This is a genomic window from Corynebacterium sp. HMSC056E09, assembly GCF_001813425.1.
GTDB classification, from domain to species: domain Bacteria; phylum Actinomycetota; class Actinomycetes; order Mycobacteriales; family Mycobacteriaceae; genus Corynebacterium; species Corynebacterium hesseae.
Genome location: NZ_KV812511.1, coordinates 158,869 through 183,794 on the forward strand (window position 1 = coordinate 158,869; position 24,926 = coordinate 183,794).

At 59.8% G+C, this 24,926-nt stretch carries 18 protein-coding genes, 1 tRNA gene and 3 pseudogenes; 15 read left to right on the top strand and 7 right to left on the bottom strand.

Annotated features, from left to right (window positions below):
• Window positions 1-2: 2 nt before the first annotated feature.
• Entirely contained in the window at window positions 3-2,528 is a 2,526-nt protein-coding gene (pcrA, locus tag HMPREF2912_RS09070) for a DNA helicase PcrA (RefSeq protein WP_070520652.1), read from the bottom strand.
• 121 nt (window positions 2,529-2,649) lie between these two features.
• On the opposite strand from pcrA, the gene HMPREF2912_RS09075 reads away from it, so the two are divergent.
• The 3 genes from HMPREF2912_RS09075 (at window position 2,650) to pgi (ending at window position 5,719) form a co-directional block, all read left to right on the top strand.
• Complete coding sequence (locus HMPREF2912_RS09075; RefSeq protein WP_070520647.1) at window positions 2,650-3,012, top strand: chorismate mutase; 363 nt, start codon at window positions 2,650-2,652, stop codon at window positions 3,010-3,012.
• Window positions 3,013-3,080: 68 nt separating this feature from the next.
• Window positions 3,081-3,983, top strand: coding sequence for a chymotrypsin family serine protease (locus HMPREF2912_RS09080; RefSeq protein ID WP_070520642.1), 903 nt, complete (start codon window positions 3,081-3,083; stop codon window positions 3,981-3,983).
• A 101-nt stretch (window positions 3,984-4,084) separates the two neighbouring features.
• Window positions 4,085-5,719, top strand: coding sequence for a glucose-6-phosphate isomerase (gene pgi / locus HMPREF2912_RS09085; RefSeq protein WP_070520639.1), 1,635 nt, complete (start codon window positions 4,085-4,087; stop codon window positions 5,717-5,719).
• Window positions 5,720-5,861: 142 nt separating this feature from the next.
• On the opposite strand, the gene HMPREF2912_RS09090 is transcribed toward pgi, so the two are convergent.
• The 5 genes from HMPREF2912_RS09090 to HMPREF2912_RS09110 form a co-directional block, all read right to left on the bottom strand.
• Window positions 5,862-6,929 carry an HNH endonuclease signature motif containing protein gene (locus HMPREF2912_RS09090; RefSeq protein ID WP_070683873.1) on the bottom strand — a complete coding sequence of 356 codons (1,068 nt, stop codon included), beginning with the start codon at window positions 6,927-6,929 and terminating at the stop codon, window positions 5,862-5,864.
• Between the two features lie 52 nt (window positions 6,930-6,981).
• Window positions 6,982-7,395 (bottom strand): YccF domain-containing protein, encoded by a 414-nt coding sequence (locus HMPREF2912_RS09095; protein WP_046646988.1) that lies wholly within the window; start codon window positions 7,393-7,395, stop codon window positions 6,982-6,984.
• Between the two features lie 10 nt (window positions 7,396-7,405).
• Complete coding sequence (locus HMPREF2912_RS09100) at window positions 7,406-8,227, bottom strand: DNA-formamidopyrimidine glycosylase family protein (protein ID WP_070683875.1); 822 nt, start codon at window positions 8,225-8,227, stop codon at window positions 7,406-7,408.
• Between the two features lie 27 nt (window positions 8,228-8,254).
• Window positions 8,255-9,523, bottom strand: coding sequence for an alpha-hydroxy acid oxidase (locus HMPREF2912_RS09105; RefSeq protein ID WP_070683877.1), 1,269 nt, complete (start codon window positions 9,521-9,523; stop codon window positions 8,255-8,257).
• Between the two features lie 87 nt (window positions 9,524-9,610).
• A complete protein-coding gene (locus HMPREF2912_RS09110) occupies window positions 9,611-14,554 on the bottom strand; it encodes an Lhr family ATP-dependent helicase (protein ID WP_070683879.1) in 4,944 nt (1,647 codons plus the stop codon).
• Between the two features lie 34 nt (window positions 14,555-14,588).
• On the opposite strand from HMPREF2912_RS09110, the gene HMPREF2912_RS09115 reads away from it, so the two are divergent.
• From HMPREF2912_RS09115 to HMPREF2912_RS09135, 5 genes are all read left to right on the top strand, one after another.
• A complete protein-coding gene (locus tag HMPREF2912_RS09115; RefSeq protein ID WP_198530301.1) occupies window positions 14,589-15,347 on the top strand; it encodes a 3'(2'),5'-bisphosphate nucleotidase CysQ in 759 nt (252 codons plus the stop codon).
• A gap of 35 nt (window positions 15,348-15,382) precedes the next feature.
• A complete protein-coding gene (locus HMPREF2912_RS09120; RefSeq protein WP_070597462.1) occupies window positions 15,383-16,189 on the top strand; it encodes a thymidylate synthase in 807 nt (268 codons plus the stop codon).
• Window positions 16,189-16,734, top strand: coding sequence for a dihydrofolate reductase (locus tag HMPREF2912_RS09125; protein WP_070683881.1), 546 nt, complete (start codon window positions 16,189-16,191; stop codon window positions 16,732-16,734). Before HMPREF2912_RS09120 ends, HMPREF2912_RS09125 begins: the two co-directional genes overlap by 1 nt.
• On the top strand, window positions 16,734-17,027 hold the full coding sequence (locus HMPREF2912_RS09130; protein ID WP_010187687.1) for a mycoredoxin: 294 nt from the start codon (window positions 16,734-16,736) through the stop codon (window positions 17,025-17,027). Before HMPREF2912_RS09125 ends, HMPREF2912_RS09130 begins: the two co-directional genes overlap by 1 nt.
• Before the next feature lie 71 nt (window positions 17,028-17,098).
• A tRNA-Arg gene (locus HMPREF2912_RS09135) sits at window positions 17,099-17,171 on the top strand.
• Window positions 17,172-17,192: 21 nt separating this feature from the next.
• On the opposite strand, the pseudogene HMPREF2912_RS12735 reads toward HMPREF2912_RS09135, so the two are convergent.
• Window positions 17,193-17,470, bottom strand: a pseudogene (locus HMPREF2912_RS12735) (IS481 family transposase); the annotation flags it as partial.
• A 140-nt stretch (window positions 17,471-17,610) separates the two neighbouring features.
• On the opposite strand from HMPREF2912_RS12735, the gene HMPREF2912_RS09145 reads away from it, so the two are divergent.
• The 7 genes and pseudogenes from HMPREF2912_RS09145 to HMPREF2912_RS09175 all read left to right on the top strand — a co-directional run.
• Window positions 17,611-18,246, top strand: a complete 636-nt coding sequence (locus tag HMPREF2912_RS09145; RefSeq protein ID WP_012714931.1) for an MptD family putative ECF transporter S component — start codon at window positions 17,611-17,613, stop codon at window positions 18,244-18,246.
• A gap of 50 nt (window positions 18,247-18,296) precedes the next feature.
• Complete coding sequence (locus HMPREF2912_RS09150; RefSeq protein ID WP_232748473.1) at window positions 18,297-18,968, top strand: energy-coupling factor transporter transmembrane component T family protein; 672 nt, start codon at window positions 18,297-18,299, stop codon at window positions 18,966-18,968.
• A complete protein-coding gene (locus HMPREF2912_RS09155) occupies window positions 18,965-20,434 on the top strand; it encodes an ABC transporter ATP-binding protein (RefSeq protein ID WP_012714930.1) in 1,470 nt (489 codons plus the stop codon). Before HMPREF2912_RS09150 ends, HMPREF2912_RS09155 begins: the two co-directional genes overlap by 4 nt.
• Before the next feature lie 7 nt (window positions 20,435-20,441).
• Window positions 20,442-22,190 carry an ABC transporter ATP-binding protein gene (locus HMPREF2912_RS09160; RefSeq protein ID WP_070529421.1) on the top strand — a complete coding sequence of 583 codons (1,749 nt, stop codon included), beginning with the start codon at window positions 20,442-20,444 and terminating at the stop codon, window positions 22,188-22,190.
• Entirely contained in the window at window positions 22,183-23,955 is a 1,773-nt protein-coding gene (locus HMPREF2912_RS09165; RefSeq protein ID WP_070683882.1) for an ABC transporter ATP-binding protein, read from the top strand. The genes HMPREF2912_RS09160 and HMPREF2912_RS09165 overlap by 8 nt, the downstream gene beginning before the upstream one ends.
• Window positions 23,956-24,330: 375 nt before the next feature.
• Window positions 24,331-24,453 (top strand): annotated as a pseudogene (locus tag HMPREF2912_RS09170) (transposase); the annotation flags it as partial.
• A 2-nt stretch (window positions 24,454-24,455) separates the two neighbouring features.
• Window positions 24,456-24,926, top strand: a pseudogene (locus HMPREF2912_RS09175) (IS256 family transposase); the annotation flags it as partial.

Consider the following 24,926-nt stretch of genomic DNA (forward strand, 5'->3'; position numbering starts at 1 on the left):
CCTTAGAGCTTTTCCATCGGCACACCACCGATGAGCATGAGGCGGACCTTGCCTGCTGAGCCGAAGTCCACGGTGACTGTCGCCCGCGCGCCGGTACCGGAGGCTTCGATGACCGTGCCTAGCCCGTATTTTGCGTGGTTGACACGGTCCCCCACAACTAAATTGAGATGGTTATTCTTCGGCATTGATGTCGCCGAAGCTGGCTTGCGCGAGCGCTGCGAAGGGGAAGACGCAGCGCTCCGCGAGCCATAGCCGCCGCCACGGGAACGGAAGAACCCGCTATCTGAGCCGAAGGTTCGCCCGTATTGGTAGGAATCATCTCCGCCCCACGCACTGGACAGCGAGCTGTCCGGTTCTTCACGGCGCCAGTCGATGAGGTCCTCAGGGACCTCGGCGAGGAAGCGGCTGGCCGGGTTCGTCACCGGGTTGCCCCAAGACGAGCGGAGAATCGCACGCGTGAGGTAGAGCTGTTCCCTAGCACGCGTAATGCCCACGTAGGCAAGGCGGCGCTCCTCACTGAGCTCCTTCGGGTCTCCCAGGGAGCGCATGTGCGGGAATTGGCCATCCTCCCAACCGGTGAGGAAAACGACGGGAAACTCAAGGCCCTTCGCGGTGTGCAGGGTCATCAACGTTACTACCCCGGACTCATGATCTGGAATCTGGTCCGCATCAGCCACGAGCGAAACCTTTTCGAGGAACGCTTGAAGCGAGCCCGGCGCGGCTTCGCCTTCCGAAAGCTCCGGGGCTGCCTCTGCGTCCGCGCCCATAAAGGCCATTTCATTGGCGGCTTCAGAGCTGAACTCGCGGGCCACCGATACCAACTCGTTGAGGTTGTCTAGGCGTGCCCCATCCTGCGGGTCATTGGAGTTTTCCAGCTCCGCGCGGTAGCCGGTGGCGTCCAAAAGCGCGTTGAGCAGCTCCCCCAAATCCGGCTGGCCCGTCACCTCATTGACCATGCCCGGAATCTGTGCGCGCACGCCGTCCATCATCTCGTTGAATTTGGTGACGGCATTGACCGCCCGCGTGCCAAGGCCTGCGACCTTTCCTTCGGCCGCATCACGGAGAGCCGCCCCAAAACTAACGCCAAGGTTCTCCGCATGTAGAGCGATTTGCGCCTGCGCCTTGTCACCGATGGCGCGTTTTGGCACGTTGATGATGCGGCGCAAGCTCACCGTGTCATCCGGATTATCCATAATGCGCAGGTAAGCCACCATGTCCCGGATCTCGCGGCGCTCGTAGAAGCGCGTGCCGCCAACCACCTTGTACGGGATACCCGAGCGCACGAAGATATCTTCCAACGCGCGGGAGGCGTTATTGGTGCGGTACATCACCGCAATATCGGAATACGCCGTGCCTTTATCCGCCAGGGAATCAATTTCCGAGGCGATATACCGCGCCTCGTCGTGCTCGTTATCCGCCACATACCCGACGATCTTGTCGCCTTCGCCGTGGGCGGTCCACAGATTCTTCTCGCGGCGGCCCTCATTCTTCGCAATCACCGCATTCGCCGCGTTCAGGATGGTCTGGGTCGAACGGTAGTTTTGTTCAAGCAGAATCGTGTGCGCTTGCGGGTAGTCCCGCTCGAACTCCTGGATATTCCTGATGGTGGCTCCGCGGAAGGCATAGATCGACTGATCAGAATCACCCACCACACAAAGTTCCGGGGCATCCGGCGGCAGCTCGCCCCTGCCCACCAAGGCCGAAACGAGCGCGTACTGCGCGTGGTTGGTGTCCTGGTATTCGTCGATAAGCACATGCTTAAAGCGGCGGCGATAAAACTCCACCACCTGTGGGTGCTGGTTAAAGATGCGCACCACTTCCCCGATGAGGTCGTCGAAATCCACCGCGTTCGCGGCGCGCAGGCGGCGCTGATACTCCTCGTACACGCTCGCCACAGTGAGCTCAAAAGGATTCTTCGTCCGCTCTGCCTCCGCCCGGGCCCGCTCCGGGGAAATGAGCTCATTCTTGCGGTTCGAGATCTGGTTAGCCAAAACACGCGCAGAGTACTTCTTCAGGTCCAGCTGCATGTCTTTGGCAATCATGGTGAGCAGCCGGCGCGCATCATCGCCGTCATAAATGGTGAAGTTCGTGTTCAACCCCGGCACCAGCTGAGCATTGTTGCGCAGGATGCGCACGCAGATGGAGTGGAAGGTTGACACCCACATCCGCTCCGCCACGGGGCCGACAAGCTGGCCGACGCGCTCCTTCATCTCCGCGGCTGCCTTGTTGGTAAAGGTAATGGCGAGGATCTGCCACGGCGCTACCCCACGCTCGCGCATGAGATAGGCAATGCGACGGGTCAACACCGCGGTCTTTCCCGAGCCCGCGCCGGCCACAATGAGCAACGGCGAGCCCGAATGTGTCACGGCCTCCTCCTGTTGCGGGTTTAAACCTTCCAGCAGAAGATCATTTCCCTGGCTGGAAGGGGCATCCGCGTTGTGCCCGGACGCGGGAAACAGGCCACCGGCGGAGGTGTCGGCGGAAGGATCAGACGAAGAACGAGGCCTAAACGGAGAAGTGTTGTTCATAATGCTCTCCAACCTACTAGCACCACCGGACATTGCCGTCCACGCCGCTTCTTATCGACGAATACCGACGTCACGGCACGCGATTCCCGTTTGTCTTAACGTGGTGGCACAATCTTCACTCATGAGCGCTTCACATCCTGACACCGCAGATTCGGGCTTAACCCCCGAGCACCAAGACCCCAACGTCGTGGACAACGGCCTCGACATCCGCATGCCCTCGGGCACGGATGACCCGCTCAGCGATGCTGAAATCCAACGCTACCGCGAGGAGATCAACCGCCTCGACCGCGTGATCCTCGACGCTATTAAGCGCCGCACCGATATTTCCCGCACGATTGGTAAGACGCGCATGAGCTCGGGCGGTACCCGTTTGGTACACACCCGCGAAATTGCCATCCTCAATGAGTTCCGCGACGAGCTTGGCGAGGAGGGCCCCGCGATTGCCTCTGCCCTGCTGCGGTTGGGGCGCGGCAAGCTCGGCTAATCTAGCACCAACTCGGACTAATCCCCAACGCACGCGCACCTGAAGTAGCGGTGTTTTAGGCTCTCAGCATGCATGTGTACTCTCGCTCCGCTGTAGTTCTCACCGCAGTTGCCACTGCCTTAGTGTTGACCGCCTGCGGCAGCTTTTCTTCACCTGAGACCTCAAATTCCGCTACTCCACTCGACCATCCCTCCGTCAGCGACTCCGAACGCAGACAAGGTTCCGGAGCATCCGGAACAATGCAAGGCTCCGAAGAGGTCCTCGACGGCGATGCGCTCTGGGTTAACTCCACTGAAATCCCCCATGCAGAGCTGCTTGAGCCCCGCAATAACTTGTACAACGCACTAAAAGCCGACTACTACATGGACGTGGGAGTATTGACGCCGGGTGCGGCTATCTATAACCGCACGAATGATGGCCGGTGCTCTACCGGTCATTTCGCCGGCGATGGGCAGCGCCTCTTTATCCTTACCGCCGGACACTGCGGGGACAAGGGCGACAGCTTCTACTATGAAGATCGCTCCGGCAGCGAGGTAGAGATAGGCCAGATGGTAATGAAGGCCAGCAACACCAACACAGATAGCATCAACTCGGCCGACATTGCGCTGATCGAAGTGTCCAACCCCGACGCCGAAGTATCTACCTCACCGGCGCTCAATGCGCCTTTAGCCGGATGGATGAGCCTGGAAGAAATCACGCGAAAGAAGCCCACGTTGTGCTTTGCCGGTTCCACAGCAGGCATTGCCTGCGACCCTTTCATCGACCGATTCGGTGCTCAAGGGCTTTTCACCTTCGGCAGCTACAGCGATACCGGTGATAGCGGTGGTCCTGTCTACGCCTCCATCGACGGCAAACTATATGCAGCAGGAGTCGTGTCCTTTGGCGACTATTACGATTACTCCGGCTCCGAGACGGGCGCCATGGAGATCGCAAACACAATGAAGCAATTCGGCCTCAAGCTTTACGCCTAGCTCAACCCAGCGCAGCCTTCTGTCTCGGCACCGAAGAGATTTCTGGACTACGGTGGACACAGTAAGTTTCATGTCTGCTACCTGCCAGAAAGGCTTTTGCAATGGACATCACCGCTCAGCCGCAGTGGGCCGCGCTCACCTCGCTTTTTGAGAGCAAGAAGGACCTCAACCTGCGTGAGCTTTTTGCCAACTCCGCTTCCCGCGCCGCAGACTTTTCTTTCGATGCTGCGGGCCTGCACGTGGACCTGTCGAAGAACCTCATCGATGAGGAAGTCGTCACCGCTTTGGTGGATCTTGCCCGCGCCGCGGACGTCGAGGGCCGCCGCGACGCCATGTTCACCGGCGAGCACCTCAACAACACCGAGGACCGTGCTGTGCTGCACACCGCGCTGCGCCTGCCTGTGGAGAAGGACTTGAGCGTCGACGGCCAAGACGTTGCTGCCGACGTCCACGAGGTTCTGGGCCGCATGCGTGACTTCGCCACTGCGCTGCGCTCCGGTGCGTGGCTGGGGCATACGGGCCACACCATCAAGAAGGTCGTCAACATCGGCATCGGCGGTTCCGACTTGGGCCCCGCGATGGCTGCCAAGGCGCTGCGTTCCTACGAGGTAGCGGGTATCAGCGCGGAGTTCGTTTCTAACGTCGACCCGGCGGACCTCGCCGCGACTCTCGACGGCCTCGACGCCGGCTCCACCCTCTTCATCGTGGCCTCCAAGACCTTCACCACCCAGGAAACCCTGGCCAACGCTCACGCCGCACGCCGCTGGCTGATTGAGCAGTTTGATGGTGATGAGTCGGCCGTCGCCAAGCACTTCGTTGCCGTTTCCACCAACGCGGAGAAGGTCGCGGAGTTCGGCATCGACCCCCAGAACATGTTTGGCTTCTGGAACTGGGTGGGCGGCCGCTACTCCGTTGATTCCGCTATCGGTCTGTCGCTCATGTGCACCATCGGCCCGCTGGACTTCATGCGTTTCCTCGAGGGCTTCCACGCCATGGACGAGCACTTCCGCACTGCGCCTCTGGAGCAGAACGTGCCGGTGCTCATGGGCCTGCTCGGCGTTTGGTACTCCAACTTCTTTGGCGCGCAGACCCACGCGGTGCTGCCTTACTCCGAGGACCTCGGACGCTTCCCGGCCTACCTGCAGCAGCTGACTATGGAGTCCAACGGCAAGTCCGTGCGCCGCGACGGCACCGCTGTCACCACCGGCACCGGTGAGATTTACTGGGGCGAGCCGGGCACCAATGGCCAGCACGCCTTCTTCCAGCTCATGCACCAGGGCACCCGCCTCATCCCGGCGGACTTCATCGGCTTTGCCCGCCCGAAGGAGGACTTCCCTACCGCGGACGGCACCGGTTCGATGCATGACCTGCTCATGGGTAACTTCTTCGCACAGACCAAGGTGCTGGCTTTTGGTAAGACGGCGGAAGAGATTGCCGCCGAGGGCGTGGACCCGGCTGTGGTCCCGCACAAGGTAATGCCGGGCAACCGCCCGTCCACCACGATCCTGGCGGAGGAGCTCACCCCGCAGGCCCTCGGCGCGCTCATCGCACTCTACGAACACATCGTCTTCACCCAGGGCATCATTTGGGACATCAACTCCTTCGACCAGTGGGGCGTGGAGCTGGGCAAGCAGCAGGCCAATGACCTGGCACCGGCAGTCTCCGGCAAGGAGGAGGCCGCATCCGGCGACGGCTCGACCGATGCTCTGATCGGTTGGTATCGCAACCACCGCTAAGCACTGCTTGGCGACGTCCCCCGGCCGAACGGTCGGGGGCTCACCCGTTTTTAGCGGGCAATCGACGTGCGAGATCGCCAAGGCCGCGGATGCCCTGTGGGCATCCGCGTGGTGGTGCGTGTCCTTTGTATTTCGTGGCGGTTTACCCGCCGGGCGGTCCGAGTCCGCGTTGCGCGGCTTGATATGCCACTTGAGCGGTGATTGGTTCTCCCCAGGGCGGGATGTAGTCCACACCGCCGCGAATCCTAAACACGTAGCCAGCACCTGTTGGTTTCTCTGGGTCGTCATCATTAACGCCGTTGTGATAGGCACACAACATTGTCAGATTCGGTGGATCGGTGGTACCTCCTGCTTTCCACGGCACTAGGTGATGCACCTGGGCATAATCAGCAGGTTTATTACATCCCTTCCTGGCACAGGTGGGATGCTCGGCGCTGGCCATCATGCGCTGCTCAAACCCGGCTAAACGCTTCATCCGGTGCAGCCACACCGGCCCGATCGTGGGGTGGATGAGGGTTACGTAGCCGATCTCGGCGAACTTGTAGTTCAGAAACTCCGCGCCGGTCATCCGGCCGCCATTAGTTAGCTCAAGCACGATGTCATCACCATCGCCGCTAACAATTTTGTCGAGCTTGTCCAAGGTGACGACCACGCTGGTGAGCACCGCCGGTTTGGTTCCGCCGTGGGATTTATTGAAGAAGACGTGGCTGGCTGCTTCCAGCAGATTGCTCTGGTTGATGGATTCCAGCACGCCGCGCATCTCAGTGACGGTCAGAGGGTCATCAGTAATGGTCAGCGAGTGCGGCCCATCAGCACGGTAGGTCATGCGCACCCCAGGCGTAGGAATACGTTTGGGCTTGAGCTCCTTTAAGCGCTTTGCCGCCACGGCTGGGATGTTCGGCGCCGGTGTGCCGGCCAGCTTGACCCGTAGGTTCCAGGCATGCAGCTGGTTCTGCAGCTTCTTCGTGTAGGCCTCGATGAGGCTCAGCGTGGCCAGGTCATGGCCTTGTTCGGCGGCTCGGCTGCGGGCCGTGCGTTGCTTACCCGTGAACTTGGTGGCTCCGAAGTAGATGTAGTTTAAGCGCGCCATTTCGGCGGCGTCGGCAGATGAAGCGCCGAGTGCGCGTAATCGCTTCTCGCCTCCTACCGCTTGCTTCACCAGTGTGATCCCCGAGTTGCGGTAGGAGAAATAGGTTTCTAAATCCCCCATGACTCAGCACACTAAACCACTCTGAGCTACCCCGCAACCGGAGACAGAAACGCTAGAGCTTAATCATCGATTCCCAGCCAAAGGGGATGTGGTCAGAGTCCACGATCTTGCGGCCGAACGGGAAGCACGTCACCGGGATCATCTTCAGGTTGGCCAGAGCCACCGGGATGCCCACGATGGTCACGGCCTGCGCCGCTGCAGTGGTGACGTGGCCGATAGCCAACCACAGGCCAGCGACAAGGAACCAGACAGCGTTAGAGAACCGCGACATGCCACCGGTACCTTTGACCGGTTGAATGACGGAGCGCCCAAAGGGCCACAGCGCGAAATTCGCCATACGCATCGAGGCCACACCGGCAGGAATCGTCACGACGGGGATGCAGGCCAGGATGCCTAGGAGAAAGTAGCCCAGTGCGAGGACAAGGCCACCAGTTGCCAACCAGATGATGTTCAAAATGATCTTCATGCATCCCAGCCTAGCGACGCGGCTGGCAGTGTGGGCACCACCAGATGACGCGCTCCAACTCTCCTTCGTCGCCGCCGGCGTCCACGCCACCCAGCGTGGACTTCTCAATGAGCGTTCCGCAGCGCCGACAGCGCTGACGGTTGCGCCCAAAGACATAAGTTGTCTCCCCTGCCCTTTTCACGCCGGTGGTCACCCGTACCGGGGAATCGCGGTTGGCCCAGATGAGGCGACGGGAGATGATGAGGATCTGGGAGACGTCGACAAGCGCTACAGGTGTTGCTGGATGAACGCCGGCCAGGAAGCAGATCTCGGCGCGGTATTCGTTGCCCAATCCCGCCACGTTGCACTGGTCTAAGAGCGCGGCGCCGATGCTGCGCTCGGGGCGTGCCTCGATGCGGCGTACGGCCTCCTCGAAGCCGCCCGCCAACCACTCGGGTGCGAGGATGTCGGGGCCTAGGTGCGCCATGCGCTGCTCAAACTCGCGGGCTGGAAAGACCTCGACCAGCCCTAGCCAATGCCCCACCAACTCAATATCGCGCGGGGTATTCTCCATCTGCAGCACCACGCGTGCGCTGTGCCCGGGCTTGCGCCAGCGGTCCCCGGCATAGTGGATGGCCCATGTGCCTTCCATCTTGAGGTGGGTATGCAGGATGAGCTCGCCGCCGAAATCCATGAAGAGGTGCTTGCCATAGGGCCAGACCTCCTCGCACACCAGCCCGTCGAAACGCACGGTGGCATAGCGCGGCACGCGCAGGGAGGAGGAGGTCACGCGCCGGCCTTCCATGAACTGCAGCCGGTGCGACAGCTGCAGAACGGAATCACCCTCAGGCACAGCAGAACCTCCTCACCAAACGGGTGCCTACTCTACCGGCGCATCCTTTCCCGCACCGAATGCCAGCGCGCCCGGCTCCCACGGGGTGACCACGTGCTGGCGAGACAGGTCTTCAATCTTCTTCACACCGAGCAGCTGCAGGGTATTCTTGAACTCTTCTGCTAGCAGCTCAATGACGCGGTCGACGCCTTCCTTGCCGCCGGCCATCAACCCGTAGAGGTAGGCGCGGCCGATGAGGACGAAGTCCGCCCCCAGAGCCAGCGCAATGGCGATGTCGACGCCGGACATGATGCCGGAGTCGTAGATGATCTCCACGTCCGGTCCCACCTCTGCGCGCACGGCCTCAAGGGCTTGGAGGGTGTTGACCACGCGGTCGAGTTGGCGCCCGCCGTGGGAGGACACCACGATGCCATCGGCGCCAAGATCGATGACCTTGCGTGCATCCTCGGGGTTGACGATTCCCTTGACGAAGAGCGTGCCCGTCCACTGCTTGCGAATCCACGCCAGATCCTCGAAGTTGAGGCCTGGGTCAAACATGGTGTTGACCAGCTCGCCCAGGGTGCCCGTGGTCGAGGTCAACGACGCGAAGGTGACCGGGTCCGTGGTGAGGAAGTTGAACCACCACTCGGGGCGCCACGCGGCGTCGAAGACCGTGCCGGCGGTCAGGCGCGGCGGGATGCGCATGCCGTTGCGGGTATCGCGCAGACGCTGGCCCGCCACGGGCGTATCGACGGTAACCACGAGGGTGTCGTAGCCGTTGGCGGCAGCGCGCTCGATGAGCTCCTGGCAGGCGGAGTGGTCCTTCCACAGGTAGAGCTGGAACCAGCGGCGACCGCTATTGCCTTGCGACGCCGCGACCTCCTCCACCGAGCGCGTTCCCATCGTGGAGAGCGTAAACGGGATGCCTGCGTCGCGGGCGGCTTGGGAACCGGCGTCCTCGCCCTCGGCATGCATGAAGCGGGTAAAGCCGGTTGGCGCGATGCCGAAAGGCAGGGCCGCGGGCTCGCCGGCGATCTCAGTGCTCAAGGAGATGTCGTGCGCGCCGTTGAGCACGTTGGGCATGAGGCGAACGTCGCGGAAGAAGTCGCGGGATTCGCGGTAGCTGACCTCATCGCGGGCGGCACCATCGACGTAGTCGAAGGCCGCCTTCGGGGTGCGGCGCTTGGCAATCTTGCGCAGATCCCACACATCAGCGGCCTCTGCCAGGCGTGCTGCCCGGCGGTCGAGGTTGGGCGCTTCGAACCGCATGAGGTTCTTCAGCTCGGACACGTTAGGCAATTGGCGCTTCAGCCGCATGGCGATAAGACTCCTTTTCTATTGGGCTATCAGCTTTTGAGGTTAGACCCATGAAAAGCCCGTGGGCTAAATGAAGGTGAATATCATTCAGCGGCGTCGGCGGCGCGGGCGGAAACCACCTGGGCTGCCCGGTGCAGTCGATGAACCACCAGACTCAGTGGAATCCTCCGGATCATCGAAGGTGAGCTCCTCCATCGCCTCGACGGCACGGCGCCCACCGCGACGTGCGGGACGGTAAGGCTCGGCGGAGCGCGCGGCTTCTCCAGATTGGCCGTGCTGTCCTGCACGGCCGGAAGAGGCGGTGTGGACAGAGCCAGTAATCCGCACGCCCTTCGGGGTTAGTGCCGCACCCAGTGCACGCAGTTCGCCGCCGAGCTTCGACTCGAAGATAGGCCGACCGTTCGCCTTCTCAATAACCACCTTGCTCAAGTGCCCGGCGGCAACCAGCTCGTTGAGCCCTGCTAGCACTGCGGCCAGTACCTCGGTGCGCTCGATTCCTTCGGGCAGAGCGTTGAAGAACGTGGTCAGCGTCTTTCCCCCGCGGGTCAGGTGCGCCACCGGCAAGCCATCCATGAGCACCACCAAGGCACCCGCGGCGCGGGTCGGGCGGGCTGCGGATTCGCCGGCATCCGTAGTGGGCCACGACAGCGCCGCACCATAGGGGTTGGCCGGGTCGGTCGCGGCAAGGACATAGGCCTGCGGCTCGCGGGTGCCGGAGGGCCAGCCCGTAACATCGGGGGAATCATCCACGCCGCGCAGGCGATCAATGACCGCAGGCGTGGAGAACTGCGCGGCCCCCAAGCCTTCAATGACATAGCCGCGCATGGCCTTGCCGGATTCCTCGAAGCCGGAGAGCACTTTATAAGCCAGGGCGAAGCCACCCAGGACGTCCTCGGCCACCACGGATCCGCGGGTGAGCACGCCGTAGCGGTCCAACCAGGCCTCGCCGTGCGCGATGGAGCGCGACGTCGCATCCGTGGCGGCGGGCACGGACAGCGACCACCGCCCCACCACGTCTGGTGCGGCCTGCGCACCAGACACATTGAGCGATTGCGCAAAGGAAGTGCGCCCCATGCGCAGTCGCGAACGCGATGGTCTGCGCCGCGCGCGATGCGCCGCACGCCCAGCGGGACCGCCTGCGGCAAGGTGGGCCCGGATAGGAGCGAAGGAATCGGGGCTGACTAGGCCAGCCTCCACCAGTCCCCAGAGGGCCTCGCGAACCTCCTCGGGCGTACCGCTCAGCTGCGGTTGAATATCGGAGATAAGATAGCTGCCGCCGCCCTGTAAGGCCTCGAGCAGCTGGGTTTGCAGCATGGACAAGCCCACCTCCTCTGCAGAAACCTGCGGGGCGAGCTGTGCGGCATAGTCCGCCGGTAGCAGCATGATCCAGGGGTCGTTCGAGCCAGCCTTGCCCGCGCCCACGATAAGGACCTCGCCGCCGGTGGTCAGCTCATCGAGCATCGTCGGCGAATAGTCCCCTACACGCGCAGGCAAGATGAGGCTCTCCCAGGCAGAGGCTGGCAGGCGCACCCCGGCCAGCTGCTCGATGACCGCAAAGACGCCGTCCACCCCGCGCAGCACCGGGCGCCGGCCCACCGCCGCCACCTGCTGCCAGTCAGGGAGGAAACGCCCAAAGGCCGCAGGCGAAACCGGCTGCGTGGCCGCCCGCGCGGCCGCCAGCGAGCGCGATCGGATGACCTTGAGCACCTCCGCCGCGCAGTACTCCTGCTCCTCCACGCCCTGCCGGTAGTGCCCAGCCAGGATGGAGTCCAGCCCATTGAGCGTGGAATGCGTCACCGCGGCCGACAGGCCAAAGGCCTCCTGCACATCGCGCGCCACAAAGGGCCCGCGCGTGCGCGCCCAGCGGCTGACTAACTGATCCAGGGCGTCGGTAATCGTGGCCTGCTGGGCGGGGATGCCGGGCGGGACGGGGATGCCCAGGCCGTCGCGAAGCAGCGGCGCATCAAGCGCCTGGGCCACGTGCTCGCGGCCGTTGATGCGCACCCGCATGATCCGCGCACCGAGCGCATCGAGTGCACTCAATGGCACCGTGGCGTGCGCGCCGAACTCCTCGACCGGGATGGGGCCCAGCACGCGCAGCAGGTCCGCGACCTCCTCGGTGGTCCGCGCCTGGCGTTCTACAGTGGTGCGCTGCAGCTGGGCGTGGACTTCAGCAATAACTTCAGCGGAGAGAAGCTCGCGCAGCTCCACCGTGCCCAGAAGCTTCGCCAACAGCGCGGGGTCTAGGGCCAAGGCCGCCGCGCGCTTTTCCGCCAGGGGCGAGTCCCCCTCGTACATGAACGCGCCGGTGTAGTTAAACAGCAGCGAGGACGCGAAAGGTGAGGGCTGCTCCGTGGTGACCTCCGCGATGCGAATGCGGCGGTGCGCCAGCTCCCGCATGACCTCCGTCAACGCCGGCAGGTCATAGACATCCTGCACGCACTCGCGCACAGTCTCCAGGATGATGGGGAAAGAGGGGTAGTTGCGGGCGACGTCGAGAAGCTGCTCCGCGCGCTGGCGCTGCTGCCACAAGGGCGCGCGCTTGCCCGGGTTGCGCCGCGGCAGCAGGAGAGCTCGCGCCGCGCATTCCCTAAACCGGGAGGCAAAAAGCGCGGAGTTGCCCACCTGCTCGGTGACGGTGTCCGCGATCTCATCGGCGTCGAAAAGAAAGAGCGCGGCATCCGGATCCGCCTCGCCCTGCGGCAAGCGCAGCACGATGCCGTCATCGCCCGCCACGGCCTGTGCATCCATCCCGGTACGCTCCGCCACACGCTGTCCCACCGCCAGCGCCCACGCCGCATTCACCGGCCGGCCAAACGGGGTGTGCAACAGCACGCGCCAATCCCCCAGCTCGTCCGTGAAGCGCTCCAGCAGAAGTGTCTTCTCATCCGGGATGAGCCCGGTGGCCTCGTTCTGTTCCTGCAGGTAGGCGGCGATATTGCGCCGCGCGTTCTCATCCGCATACCGCACCACCGACGGGTCCGCGTGTGCCTCCCGCCGAAATGCGCCCAGCGCCTTGCCCAGCTCATAGGGCCGCCCAGCTTGGTCACCGTTCCAGAAAGGCAAACGCCCGGTGTGCCCCGGCGCAGGGCTAACGAGCACTTGGTCGCGCGTGATCTCCTCCACGCGCCAGCTCGTCGCGCCGAGGGTGAAAATATCTCCCACCCGGGTTTCATAGACCATTTCCTCATCGAGCTCACCCACGCGGCGCGGCGCGGAACCGGCCTCACCAGTACCCACCAGGAAGACGCCGAACATGCCGCGGTTCGGGATGGTGCCGCCGTTGGTCACCGCCACGCGCTGCGCGCCGGGGCGCGGGGTGAGGATGCCTGTCACGCGGTCATAGACCACACGGGGTTTGAGCTCTGCAAAATCCGTCGACGGGTACACGCCGCTGATCAGGTCCAGAACGGAGTCAAAAACCTCGCGCGCCAAATCCTTATAGGGCCAAGCGCGGCGCACGGTGTCGTACCAACTGTCGGCCTCGAGTCCCTCGCTCGTGCCCGCGCTTGCCGACGCCACCACCGCCGCTACCGTCTGCTGTGCCAAGACATCCAACGGGTTGCGCGGGGTGTGCATCTCCTCGATGAGGCCCTCCTCCATGCGGGCGACTGTGAGTGCTGATTGCACGAGGTCCGCGCGGTGCTTGGGATAGAAGGAACCATGGGAGACCGCGCCGACGGAGTGCCCGGCGCGGCCCACGCGCTGCAGACCAGAAGCCACCGAGGGTGGGGATTCCACCTGCACCACCAGCTCCACCGCGCCCATGTCGATGCCCAGCTCCAGGGAGCTCGTGGCCACAACGGCTTTGAGCGTGCCTTCCTTGAGCATCGTCTCCGTCAGCGCGCGCTCATCCTTGGACACCGAACCGTGGTGCGCGCGGGCAATAACGGCAGGTGCCTTCCCGGCAACGTCCACCTGTTTCATCAGCTGGGCTGGGTCGCGCCGGGTCGCTGGGCTCAAGGATTCCGGATCGTGCTCCTGGGCATAAAGCTCGTTGAACCGGCTAGTAAGCCGCTCGGCGGTGCGACGGGAATTAACAAAGACGAGCGTGGAGCGCTGCTCCATAATTTCGGCGTAGAGCTCTTCTTCGATGAAGGGCCAGATGGACTTCGCCGTGGGCAGGGCGGAGTCTCCTACCCCGCTCTCTTCCTTGCGTTGCGCGTTTACGCGCAACGCGTCTTGGGGGCCTTGGGTGATGCCCAGGGGGTCGTCGACAGTCGCCTCCCCGATGGGGGAACCCTGCTCCGGGGTGGGCAGGTCCGACATGTCCTCGACCGGCACGTGGACGTCGAGCTGCCAGCGCTTCTTTGCGGGCGGGGCGATGATATCCACGGGACGGTCGCCGCCCAAGAAGTTCGCGACAGCACTCAGCGGCCGCACCGTGGCGGAGAGCCCGATGCGCTGGAACTCCCCGGCGATGAGCCCGAGGCGCTCCAAAGTCAGCGCCAGGTGCACGCCGCGCTTGGTGCCGGCCAGCGCGTGGATCTCATCGATGATGACGGTATCCACGGTCTTCAGAATCCCCGCCGCTTTGGATGTGAGCATGAGGTAGGCCGACTCCGGCGTGGTGATGAGGATGTCCGGGGGCTTGCGCACCTGGCGGGCCCGCTCTGCCTGCGAGGTATCCCCCGAGCGCACGCCGACGGTAATATCCGGCACCTCCAGGCCCAGCCGCTCGGCGGTGCGGGCAATGCCGTTGAGCGGGGCACGCAGATTATTCTCAACGTCCACGCCCAAAGCCTTGAGCGGTGAGATATACAGCACTCTCACGCCATCATGAGCTCCCTCGCGGGAGGGTTCATTGCTCAGCGGCAGCGCGGTCTGGCCTTCGCGCTCCACCAAAGAATTCAGCGCCCACAGAAATGCCGCGAGCGTCTTACCAGAGCCGGTCGGTGCCACAACCAGCGCATTCGCACCACCGGAAATCGCCTCCCATGCCTGCTCTTGGACGGGGGTGGGGGCGGCGAAAACGTCCTGGAACCACCCGGCCACCTGTGGGCGGAACTTCGCCAGAACGTTTTTGGACATGCCCTACTGTATCGCGCGCGCTAATCTGGTCACTATGACCGTTGAGATTTCTGATTCCCGTCTAACCAACTCCCTCGCCGATGGCTGCGGCGAAATCCTCAAAGGTGTGCGCAACGGTGGCCTGCTGCGCGGCTTGGCGCTGGGTGATGCCGGCGATGAGGCCGCTCAGGAGTGGATCTCCCGCGTCCTTGAGCAGCACCGCCCCAAGGACGGCGTCCTGTCGGAAGAGGCTGCCGATGACTTGAGCCGTCTAAAGAAGGAACGCGTGTGGATCATCGACCCGCTCGACGGCACCAAGGAATTCGCTACCGGCCGCCAGGACTGGGCCGTCCACATCGCGCTGGTGGAAAACGGCACCCCCATCCACGCGGCCGTCGGCATGCCGGACATGGGCGTGACCTTTAAGTCCTCCGACGTGCGCGCGGTGACCGGCCCGCTGTCGAAGAAGTTTGTGGTTTCCCGCAACCGTCCGCCGAAGGTTGCGGATTACGTCGCGGAGAAGATGGGCTTTGAGACCGTCGGCGTGGGCTCCGCAGGTGCGAAGGCGATCCACGTGCTCTTGGGCGACTATGACGGCTACATCCATGCCGGCGGCCAGTACGAGTGGGACCAGGCCGCCCCGGTGGGCGTGGCTTTGGCCGCGGGCCTGCACTGCTCGCGCCTGGATGGCTCCCCGATCAAATTCAACAATGAGGACACCTTCATCCCGGATCTTTTGATCTGCCGCCCGGAGCTGGCAGAGGAGATTCTGGAACACGCCGCCGCCTACGCGGAGGCCAACGGCGGGTACTAACCCCACGCGCGTGGCACGGGCGCAAGAGCGCTATCATGGCGACCATGATTGAGACTCCGTACGAGGACCTCCTGCGCCGCGTCCTGGAAGAAGGCGCTCCCAAAGGCGACCGCACTGGCACCGGCACCCTCTCCCTGTTCGGTGCCCAGCTTCGCTATAACCTGGCGGAGTCTTTTCCCCTGCTGACCACCAAGAAGGTCTACTTCCACGGCGTGATTGGTGAGCTGCTGTGGTTCCTGCGCGGTGACTCCAACGTGAAGTGGCTCCAGGAAAACAAGGTCCGTATCTGGAACGAGTGGGCCGATGAGGACGGTGAGCTGGGCCCCGTCTACGGCGTGCAATGGCGCTCCTGGCCCACGCCGGATGGCCAGCACATCGATCAGATTCAGGTCGCGCTCGATACCCTGAAAAACAACCCGGATTCGCGCCGCAACTTGGTCTCCGCGTGGAATGTGTCTGAGCTGGACAAGATGGCGCTCATGCCCTGTCACTTGCTTTTCCAGCTCTACGTCGCCGACGGCAAACTCTCCATGCAGGTCTACCAACGCTCGGCGGACATGTTCCTCGGTGTCCCCTTCAACTTGGCCTCCTACGCGGCGCTGACTCACATGTTTGCGCAGCAAGCAGGTTTAGAGGTAGGCGAGCTCATCTGGACCGGTGGGGATTGCCACATCTACAACGACCACATCGAGCAGGTTAAGGAACAGCTCTCCCGCGAGCCCCGCGAGTACCCGCAGCTCAAGCTCCACAAGGCCGAAAGCCTCTTTGACTATGACTTCGATGATTTTGAGGTCATCGGCTACGACCCCCACCCCACCATCAAGGCGCAGGTGTCCGTTTAATGCTGGGCGCAATCTGGGCTCAATCCCTCGACGGGGTCATTGGTGACGGCGTGGCCATGCCCTGGCACGTGCCGGAGGACCTCAAGCACTTCAAAGAGGTCACCATGGGCGCGCCTGTCATCATGGGCCGCAAGACGTGGGAGTCCCTCAACCCCAAGTTCCGCCCGTTGCCAGGCCGGGAGAACATTGTGCTGTCCAGCCGTCAGCCGGGCGAATGGTCCGCGGGTGCCACCGTGGTGGACAACCTCGACGCCGCACTTGACGCCACGCTTGACGACGCCTGGATCATCGGCGGCGGCCAGCTCTACAGCTCCGCCCTCGACCGCGTGGATACAATCGAGCTCACCCTCATGGGTGTACAAGTCGGCGATGCCTACGGCGCAGATGCCGTCCTGGCCCCGAGCGTTCCGGAGGAATTCAGCCTATCTGCCGATAGTGACTGGCTGACCTCCGAATCAGGCCACCTCACCATTCCCGGCCAGCCGCCCAGCGAGCTGCCGATGAAATACCGTTTCCTCACCTACGACAGAAAGGCTGCTGCTTAATGAGCACCAACGTTGCCACTCCCGAAACCACTGAGCACGTCACCATCTTCTTCGCCGATTGGTGCCCGTTCTGTGCCAAGCTGATCAAAAACCTGGACCGCACCGAAACCCCATACGAGCTCGTCAACGTCGAAGCGGATTCCCCCGACACCGCCGACATCAACGCCTGGATCGAGTCCGTCAACGACGGCAACCGCATCGTGCCCACCGTCCTCTACTCCGACGGCACCCACGCCACCAACCCTTCCGCCAGCGAGGTCCGCGCCAAGTACGCGGAGCTGGCCGGCGAATAAACGAAAGGCGACGCATTTAACGCCGCCCCACGCGGGGCTGCTAGTCTTACCTAGGTGCGCAACGCACCCCCGCCCCAGTAGCTCAGGGGATAGAGCACGGCTCTCCTAAAGCCGGTGTCGGAAGTTCGAATCTTCTCTGGGGCACGCTGTGAAGTCTCGAGACATCGTTCCGGTCGGTGTCTCGAGATTTTTTAGTTGCCCCGACTGGGGTTGAGTTCGTTGTCTTTCTAGTTGTAGTAGATCTTTTCTTCGGTGAGTGTGTAGGCGGCGATTTGTGCCCCAGTGATGGCTATTTTGACGTCGACGTGGTTGTCGATGCAGACCATGGTGATTGGTTCCCCGCCCCATCTGCGTCCGATGTAGAGGCGGCGTAGTTTGCCTCCCCATCGCAGGGTTGTCTTGCCGTTGGTGCCGATTTTGTCGGTACTTAGTCGGTAGTCGTGGTCTGGTTTGATGTCTACTTATCTGCATTCACCCCCATTAAGGGTGAATCTTCAGATCAAAACTTGAAATGTTTTATAAACAGTATTACCTAACTTAGGTAAGCCTTACCTTTCCTGCTGTTCATAAATCGAGGTTTACTATGACCCAACAGTCCTCTACGCCCGCACGGAGTGCAAGCTCATCCAGTGGGTCGACGGCACGTTTAAACACCAGAGATCTCATCAACGCTGGCATCTTTGCTGCACTTTACTTTGTAATCACCTTTGTAAGCGGAATGATTGGATTCGCAGGACCACAATTCATGTTTATTGGATGGTTCATCGCGGCAATCGCAAACGGAATCGTGCTAGCGCTTTATGCCGCCCGCACGCCCAAAATGGGTGCTTTCACCCTCGTCGGTGGTATTAACGGACTAGCATTCATGCTCACCGGACACTACTTCTGGACCCTGCTGGGAAGCATAATTCTAGGGTTTATCGCGGATTTGATTATTACAAAAAGCCACCTCAGTATTGCCAAATCCTTCCCTATTGCCTACAGCGTCTTCTGTGTCTGGATTTCTATGCCTTTTATCCCGCTAATTCTGGATACGGACTCCTACTACGTCGATATCGCAGACCAAATGGGTCAAGAATATGCCGATGCCATGTCGGATATCTTCCAGCCATGGACCATTGGAGTACTGGCCATTTGTGCGCTCATCGTCGGCTTTATCGGAGGAAAGGTCGGAGTTCGCGTCAGCCGCAAACACTTTGAAAGCGCTGGTCTCCTGTGAGCCTGCCAAAACAGGGCGTGCTTCATCGATCTTCGATCGATCCACGGACCGTGCTGCTTTCTGTTCTAGTAATCAATGCGGTAGCTCTCAGCCACGGCCACCTACCGACACTGCTGATTTCTATCGCTTTCAGCTCCATCGCACTAGCTACAGTAAAGCCACACTATGGTCTCATTTGCCTGTTCGCTTTTGCATTATCCTATCTAGGGTACTGGGGCCTATTACAGCTTCCTGGCTCCACATTTTTCGCTTTTTCAGCGGCAATTTTTTCGTGGCTAAGCCGTTTTGTCATCAGCATGTCCATCGGCACATTCGGCTTGCTCACTCTCACACCATCCACGTTGACCTCAGCACTGCGGGACCTGCGTTTACCAGGCTGGGCCACCATTCCACCGGCGGTATTCCTGCGCGTTTTGCCGATCATCGTGGCAGAAGCCAAAGCCATCCGCGATGCCATGGTCCTTCGGGGTCTCCAGCCTGGAGTAAAAAGCTGGATCACACAGCCCACACAATCGTCCGCGATGTTGATCATCCCCTTATTAGGTGCCGTCGTCCGCGCTGGTGATGAGCTCGCTGCCTCTGCTCTTGTCCGGGGATTGGGAGGACCCGCACGCCCAACCACCACCGCCGATCTTTCCTTCAAGCTTGTCGATGCAACTGCACTAGCTGGGTTGGGCCTCGTTGTTGCCTCTGTCTGGCTTCCCACGGAGGTCCACTTATGAACGAACGCAGTATCGCAACCAGTGTAGACGCCCACAACGTTTCTTTTACATATCCATTGGGAGCTCGGCCAGGTATTCAAGGTGTATCTGATGTGTCTTTTTCTGTCTCTCCAGGACAGTGTCTACTGATTACCGGTGATTCCGGATCGGGAAAGTCCACGGTACTCAAGTTGATCAACGGACTCATCCCCCATTTCAATCCAGGAGAGCTACTAGGCACCATCACTATTATAAAGGATGACCAGGCTTTTACCCCTGCGGAAGAACCGCTGTCCCGAGCCATCGAGTTCAGCGCCTCAGTATTCCAGAATCCAAGGACACAATTTTTCACTGAAAGCGTCAATGCAGAATTGGCCTTCGGGCTAGAAAACCTTGGTGTAGATCCCAAAGAAATTGAGTCGAGGATTCAATCAGCGGTCGAGCTACTAGGCATTAACGATCTTCGGGGCCGGCGATTCAAAGAATTATCCGGTGGGCAGTTACAAACCGTGGCATGCGCATGCGCGCTTGTGTCCCCGGGCAGTCTCGTGCTTCTCGATGAACCCACGTCCAATCTCTCTATGGAAAGCATCGATATTCTTGCACGCGTGCTACACCGCTTGAAGGAATTAGGCACAACGATCATTATCGCTGATCACCGTCTCTTTTTCTTAAAAGATATCGCTGACCAAGTTATTTACTTGACTCAGGGAAAAATAACGCGGAGTTTCCGCGCTCAGGAGTTTTATGCCTTAGACGAACCCGAACGCAAACAATTGGGGCTACGCAGCTTACACCATGTTCCCCTGCCCGCGAGCGTGCCGGTACCACCCACGCTCGAAAACGCCGATCCCCAGCGGAGCGGACTCGAGCTAAGCAACATCTGTTTTTCTTATGGCGCACATGAGGTATTAAACATTGACCACGCATTTTTCCCCAGCGGCGAAGTCACCGCCTTAATCGGGCCCAACGGCGCTGGAAAAACCACCCTCGCCAGGATCATTTGTGGTCTTGCTTCTCCCAAACGCGGCGGTAGTCTCCGTTTGAACAGCAAACGAGTAGGAGCGGCTGCCCGCAGACGTGCCGCGTACATGGTGATGCAAGATGTTGGCCGCCAATTATTCGCAGCCACCACCGAAGAAGAAGTCACGCTCGGACTGGCAAAGAAGAAGCGGGACCACATCGATGTCAATGAGATTCTCCATCGCCTCGATCTGGCAGGAATGGCCCAACGGCATCCGCAGTCTCTGTCCGGTGGGCAACGGCAACGCTTAGCCATAGCTTCAGCCCAAGCCGAGCAAGCAGCGATCTACATCTTCGATGAACCTACCTCTGGCGTGGGCTGGCGCCAACTGCAATCCATCTCTGCGCTACTTCGATCTCTTGCAGCAAGCGGAGCAGTGGTCATCGTCATCACCCATGACCACGAATTCATCCAAGAATCAGTCACCAGAATCATCGATATGACTGACATCAACAAGAATTGAGAAAGAAATGTCTGAACTAAAACAAAGTTCCACAGAATCAAGCAGAACCCACGCACCAGAATCACACGGTGCGTCACCGGAAGAAGAGGCTCGCGCAAAACTAAAAGCCGGCCAGGTCGCTCTAAAAAAACTACTGGCCCCAGTGCAAACAACCATCTACTTCGCACAGTTTCTCGCGCTTATATCCTCGGTACTCGCCGTAGCACCCTACGTCGCGTTGGTGGCACTGGGAAATGCTCTAATCGACGGCAATACTGATGACGTCGCGTCCATTGTGAAATGGCTACTTGCTGCATTTTTGGGCCAGCTATTCTTCTATTTCCTTGCCCTTGCAATCACCCACTTCGCTGATGCAAAGTTGGTGGGGATTAACCGGCGCCGAATTATTACCGCTATTGCGAAAGCACCACTCTCGTGGTTTAGCCAGACTAATTCCGGCAAAGTCCGCAAAGCCGTCGAGGACGATACGTTAACTCTGCACACCCTGACAGCCCATGCTCCTGTAGAGAAGGTCGCCGCGATCTTTACGCCCCTCGCGCTTCTGGTTTATGCCTTTATCTTGGATTGGCGCCTTGGTCTACTTTCTATTGCCACTGTGCCCATTTTCCTAGCAATCCAAGCATATTCAATGAAAGATATGGGCACAAAAACTGCGGAAATGGATAATTATCTGGGTGAGGTCTCTGCGACTGCGGTGGAGTTCTCCGAAGGTATTTCCGTCGTCAAGGCTTTCGGCACCGTTGGCAAAGCCCACGCTCGATATCGCGAAGCTGCCCAAAAATTCGCGGAATTCTATTACGAGTGGGTACGTCCGCTTCTGCGTGTTTCCGCAATCTCAGAGTCTGTGGTGGCGGTTCCTGTCCTCATCCTTATCAATCTAGGAGTCGGTTCCCTGCTGATAGCTGGTGGCTATGTCACGGTCGCTGAAGTCATCGCAACAACGTTAATTGCGCTGGTGCTCCCGGGCACGATTCAAACCGTCGGCCAAATGATGTGGTCTTACCAGCTCGCTGGCAATGCGGCGTTGCGCCTTGATGAAGTCATGACAATTTCCCATGTGAAAGAAGGCCAAAAGAGCCTCGACGCCAATAGTCAAGACATGGAGGTGGAGTTCCATAAGGTCAGCTTTAGCTACGCCCCAGACACACCAGTCCTCCAAGACTTTTCTGCGCAACTAAATGCAGGCACTGTCACGGCATTGATTGGCCCCTCCGGGTCTGGCAAATCCACAGCAGCAACGATGTTGGCGCGTTTCCAGGATCCAGATTCGGGCACAATCACTATCAACAACGTGGATATCCGTGATCTCACTTTCGACAGTTTGTACCGCACTGTGGCTTTCGTCTTACAAGATCCTCACTTACTGCGTATGAGTATTCGGGAAAACATTCGCCTTGCACGCCCAGAAGCCCGCGATGAAGAGATCTGGCAAGCCGCAGAGGCTGCGCACATAGCTGCTGATATTCGCGCTTTACCGGCTGGGCTCGACACCGTTGTTGGTGAGGACACCTCTTTATCCGGTGGACAACAGCAACGCATTTCTATTGCCCGGGCAATCATTACCAATGCCCCAATCTTGATCCTGGATGAAGCTACTGCGGCAACTGATCCTGACTGCGAAGCAGAAATTCAAGCAGCTCTAGCCACACTCGTCAGAGGCAAGACCGTCTTAGTCATCGCCCACAAGCCGGAGTCCATCCAAGGAGCAGACCAAATAATCTGCCTCAAGCCTATGAAGGATAATTCTCATGTCTAATGCCACTACGCCTGTTAGTTCGCGTCTTCGTGATCCGCTACTCACTCGCAGTGTCAAAAAGCTGCAAAGTCCTGTAGGCCATAAGCTCAATAAAAGGTATGCTTGTCTATCGCTTATCGTTGGCGTGCTTGATGGCCTCGCCGTTCTCACGCTCGTGCCACTTACAAAGGCACTCGATGGGGATACGACGATCGCACCATGGATGTGGACGCTTTTGGCAATTGCGCTCGTAGCTTTTGCGCTACGATTTTTCGCAACCATGGCCTCTTACCACACGGCCTTGGATTTCATCCGAGCCGCGCACACGACTGTGGGCGATAAATTAGCAACGCTACCGCTCGGCTGGTTCGTACCGGCTAATACCGGCGGCCTATCTCGCCTCGTTTCAGATCGCTTTATGGTGGCGGCCGAGACCATTGCGCATATTCAAGGAACGATATACCGCGATAGCGCGGCACTTGTCACCTTGTTAGTAGGAGCGTGTTTCTGGAACCCGAAGCTGGGCTCGGTCCTTCTTATCATCGCACCATTGGCGCTCGTGGTGATGCAGTTGGCTGCATGGATTCGTGAGAAAGCATCGAACCGCGCACTGGGGCCGAGTAAAGAGCTCTCCCAGCGCATCGTAGAATTTGCTAACCGTCAACCAGCCCTGCGCGCGGCAGGACAATCACAAGTTTTTGCGCCACTAGAGCAAGCGCTAGAAATCGACCATAAAGCACGAATACGCGAGCTATGGGTATCCACATTAGCTTTGCTACTCAACGGCATAGTAGTGCAGATCTTCATTGTGGCTCTCATTATGGTCTCCGCGGATCTTGCCGTTGAAGGCGCCCTATCGCCACTAGAAACAATTGCGATCATCGGAATCAGCTTGAGGTTTACCCGCACGCTTGAGCAGCTGGGTTCTTCTTTCGTCGGTTTAGATGCCGGCCGTATCGCGCTCACAGAAACTGAGCTCATCACCGATGCCCCTTCCCTACCGGAACCCACTACTCCGCGCCCAGGCGATGGTTCGGGAAGTGTAGAGCTGCGTAATGTCACGTTTGGATACGGCGATAAACCAGTATTGGTAGATATCGCTTTCCATGCTCGACCAGGCACCGTTACCGCCATTGTCGGTCCTTCTGGCTCCGGAAAGACCACAATTGCGCGCCTTATTTCGCGATTCTGGGATGTAGATTCCGGGGCGGTGATGGTTGACGGCGTAGATATCCGCGAGCTTGGAACCGAACAGTTAATGTCCAGACTGTCCATGGTTTTTCAGGATGTCTACCTCTTCGACGACTCGTTAATCGCTAATATCCGCGTTGGTCGTCCCGACGCCTCCGATGAGGAAGTCTTCCGCGCAGCTGATCTTTCAGGCGTGACTTCTATTGCCAACCGCCTAGGGTGGCATACTCCTGTTGGTGAAGGCGGTCGGCTTCTATCCGGTGGTGAACGCCAGCGCGTATCTGTAGCTCGCGCGCTTCTCAAGCAAGCGCCGATTGTACTCTTTGATGAGGCTACCTCCGCGCTCGATGCAGAAAATGAGGCAAACATTCTTGCTGCGATGGACGAGCTACGGGAGCAATCTACTTTTATTGTCATCGCCCATAAGCTGGATACAATCAAATCTGCTGATCAAATCGTAGTCTTGGATGAACACGGGCAAGTCAGCCAGCTGGGCACGCATTCTGAGCTTTCCGATGTCCCCGGTATCTACCGTCACTTCTGGCAGCAACGCAAAGCAGCACGCGGGTGGAAAATCAGTTCGGGACGCGATTAACGCGGGCACCGAGATCGGCGTTGTTTGCGGGGGCACCCTTCTCCCCCATTACGTTGTTGGCAGTTCCGCTTGAAGGAACTCAGGATTCGTACTCCTAGCCCCATGCTGGGGCAGGTTATGTTTGTCTGCGTTCCTTCTGCCTTGGGGCAGTGGAACTAGTCGCTGGCTTCGGTATGGCTTGTTCCCGCCCCTGTCTGAAAATGATCCGGGGGGTGATGCCGCCGAAGGCAGTGGCATACTCCAGACTGCTAATAGGAACCTGACCCGCACAGAATGTGCGAGGTCTCAAAGTAATGTGAATGCCAGCGTGAAGTATGTCCGACCACCAGCGATGAAATAAGTCCCATACTCATTCAATTCGCTAGGAGGTCTGGCATGACCTACGACTATGTCATCGGCATGGACGTCGGTAAATACTTTCACCACGCTTGCGTCTTAGATATCGACGGCACCCAGGTGCTATCTAAGCGCATCAACCAAAACGAAAAATCCCTGCGCGTGAGGTAGCTGACTGGGGTGTATTGCTCCATAACTTCAACACTGTCTACCGCAGGTGGATGGACGAGAGGACCAGGGTTAAAGACCCTGATACAGGAAATTGGACATGGGTATGGACACATTCCAACGTGCGAAAGGCCTACAACAGTCTGAACCATCTATGGCGCCAAGGCATGCTCTTTGTCTACATCAATCAACCTAAAGGCGTCTTAGAACCTGCCCGCATCAAATCTACGACCAACAGTCTTGAAGGCGGGATTAACGCTCGCCTGAAAGAGATTGCGCGTGCTCACCGGGGCAGAACAAATGAACACCAGCGCAAAATGCTGGACTGGTGGCTGTACCTAAAAACAGAACTGCCCGACGATCCACTACGCATCGCCAGACAGTCCCACTGGGGCCAGGACCAACTCGCCAAAGTATCCATCCTGACCCACACCGAGAACCAAGCCGACCACGAAACAGGACGACCA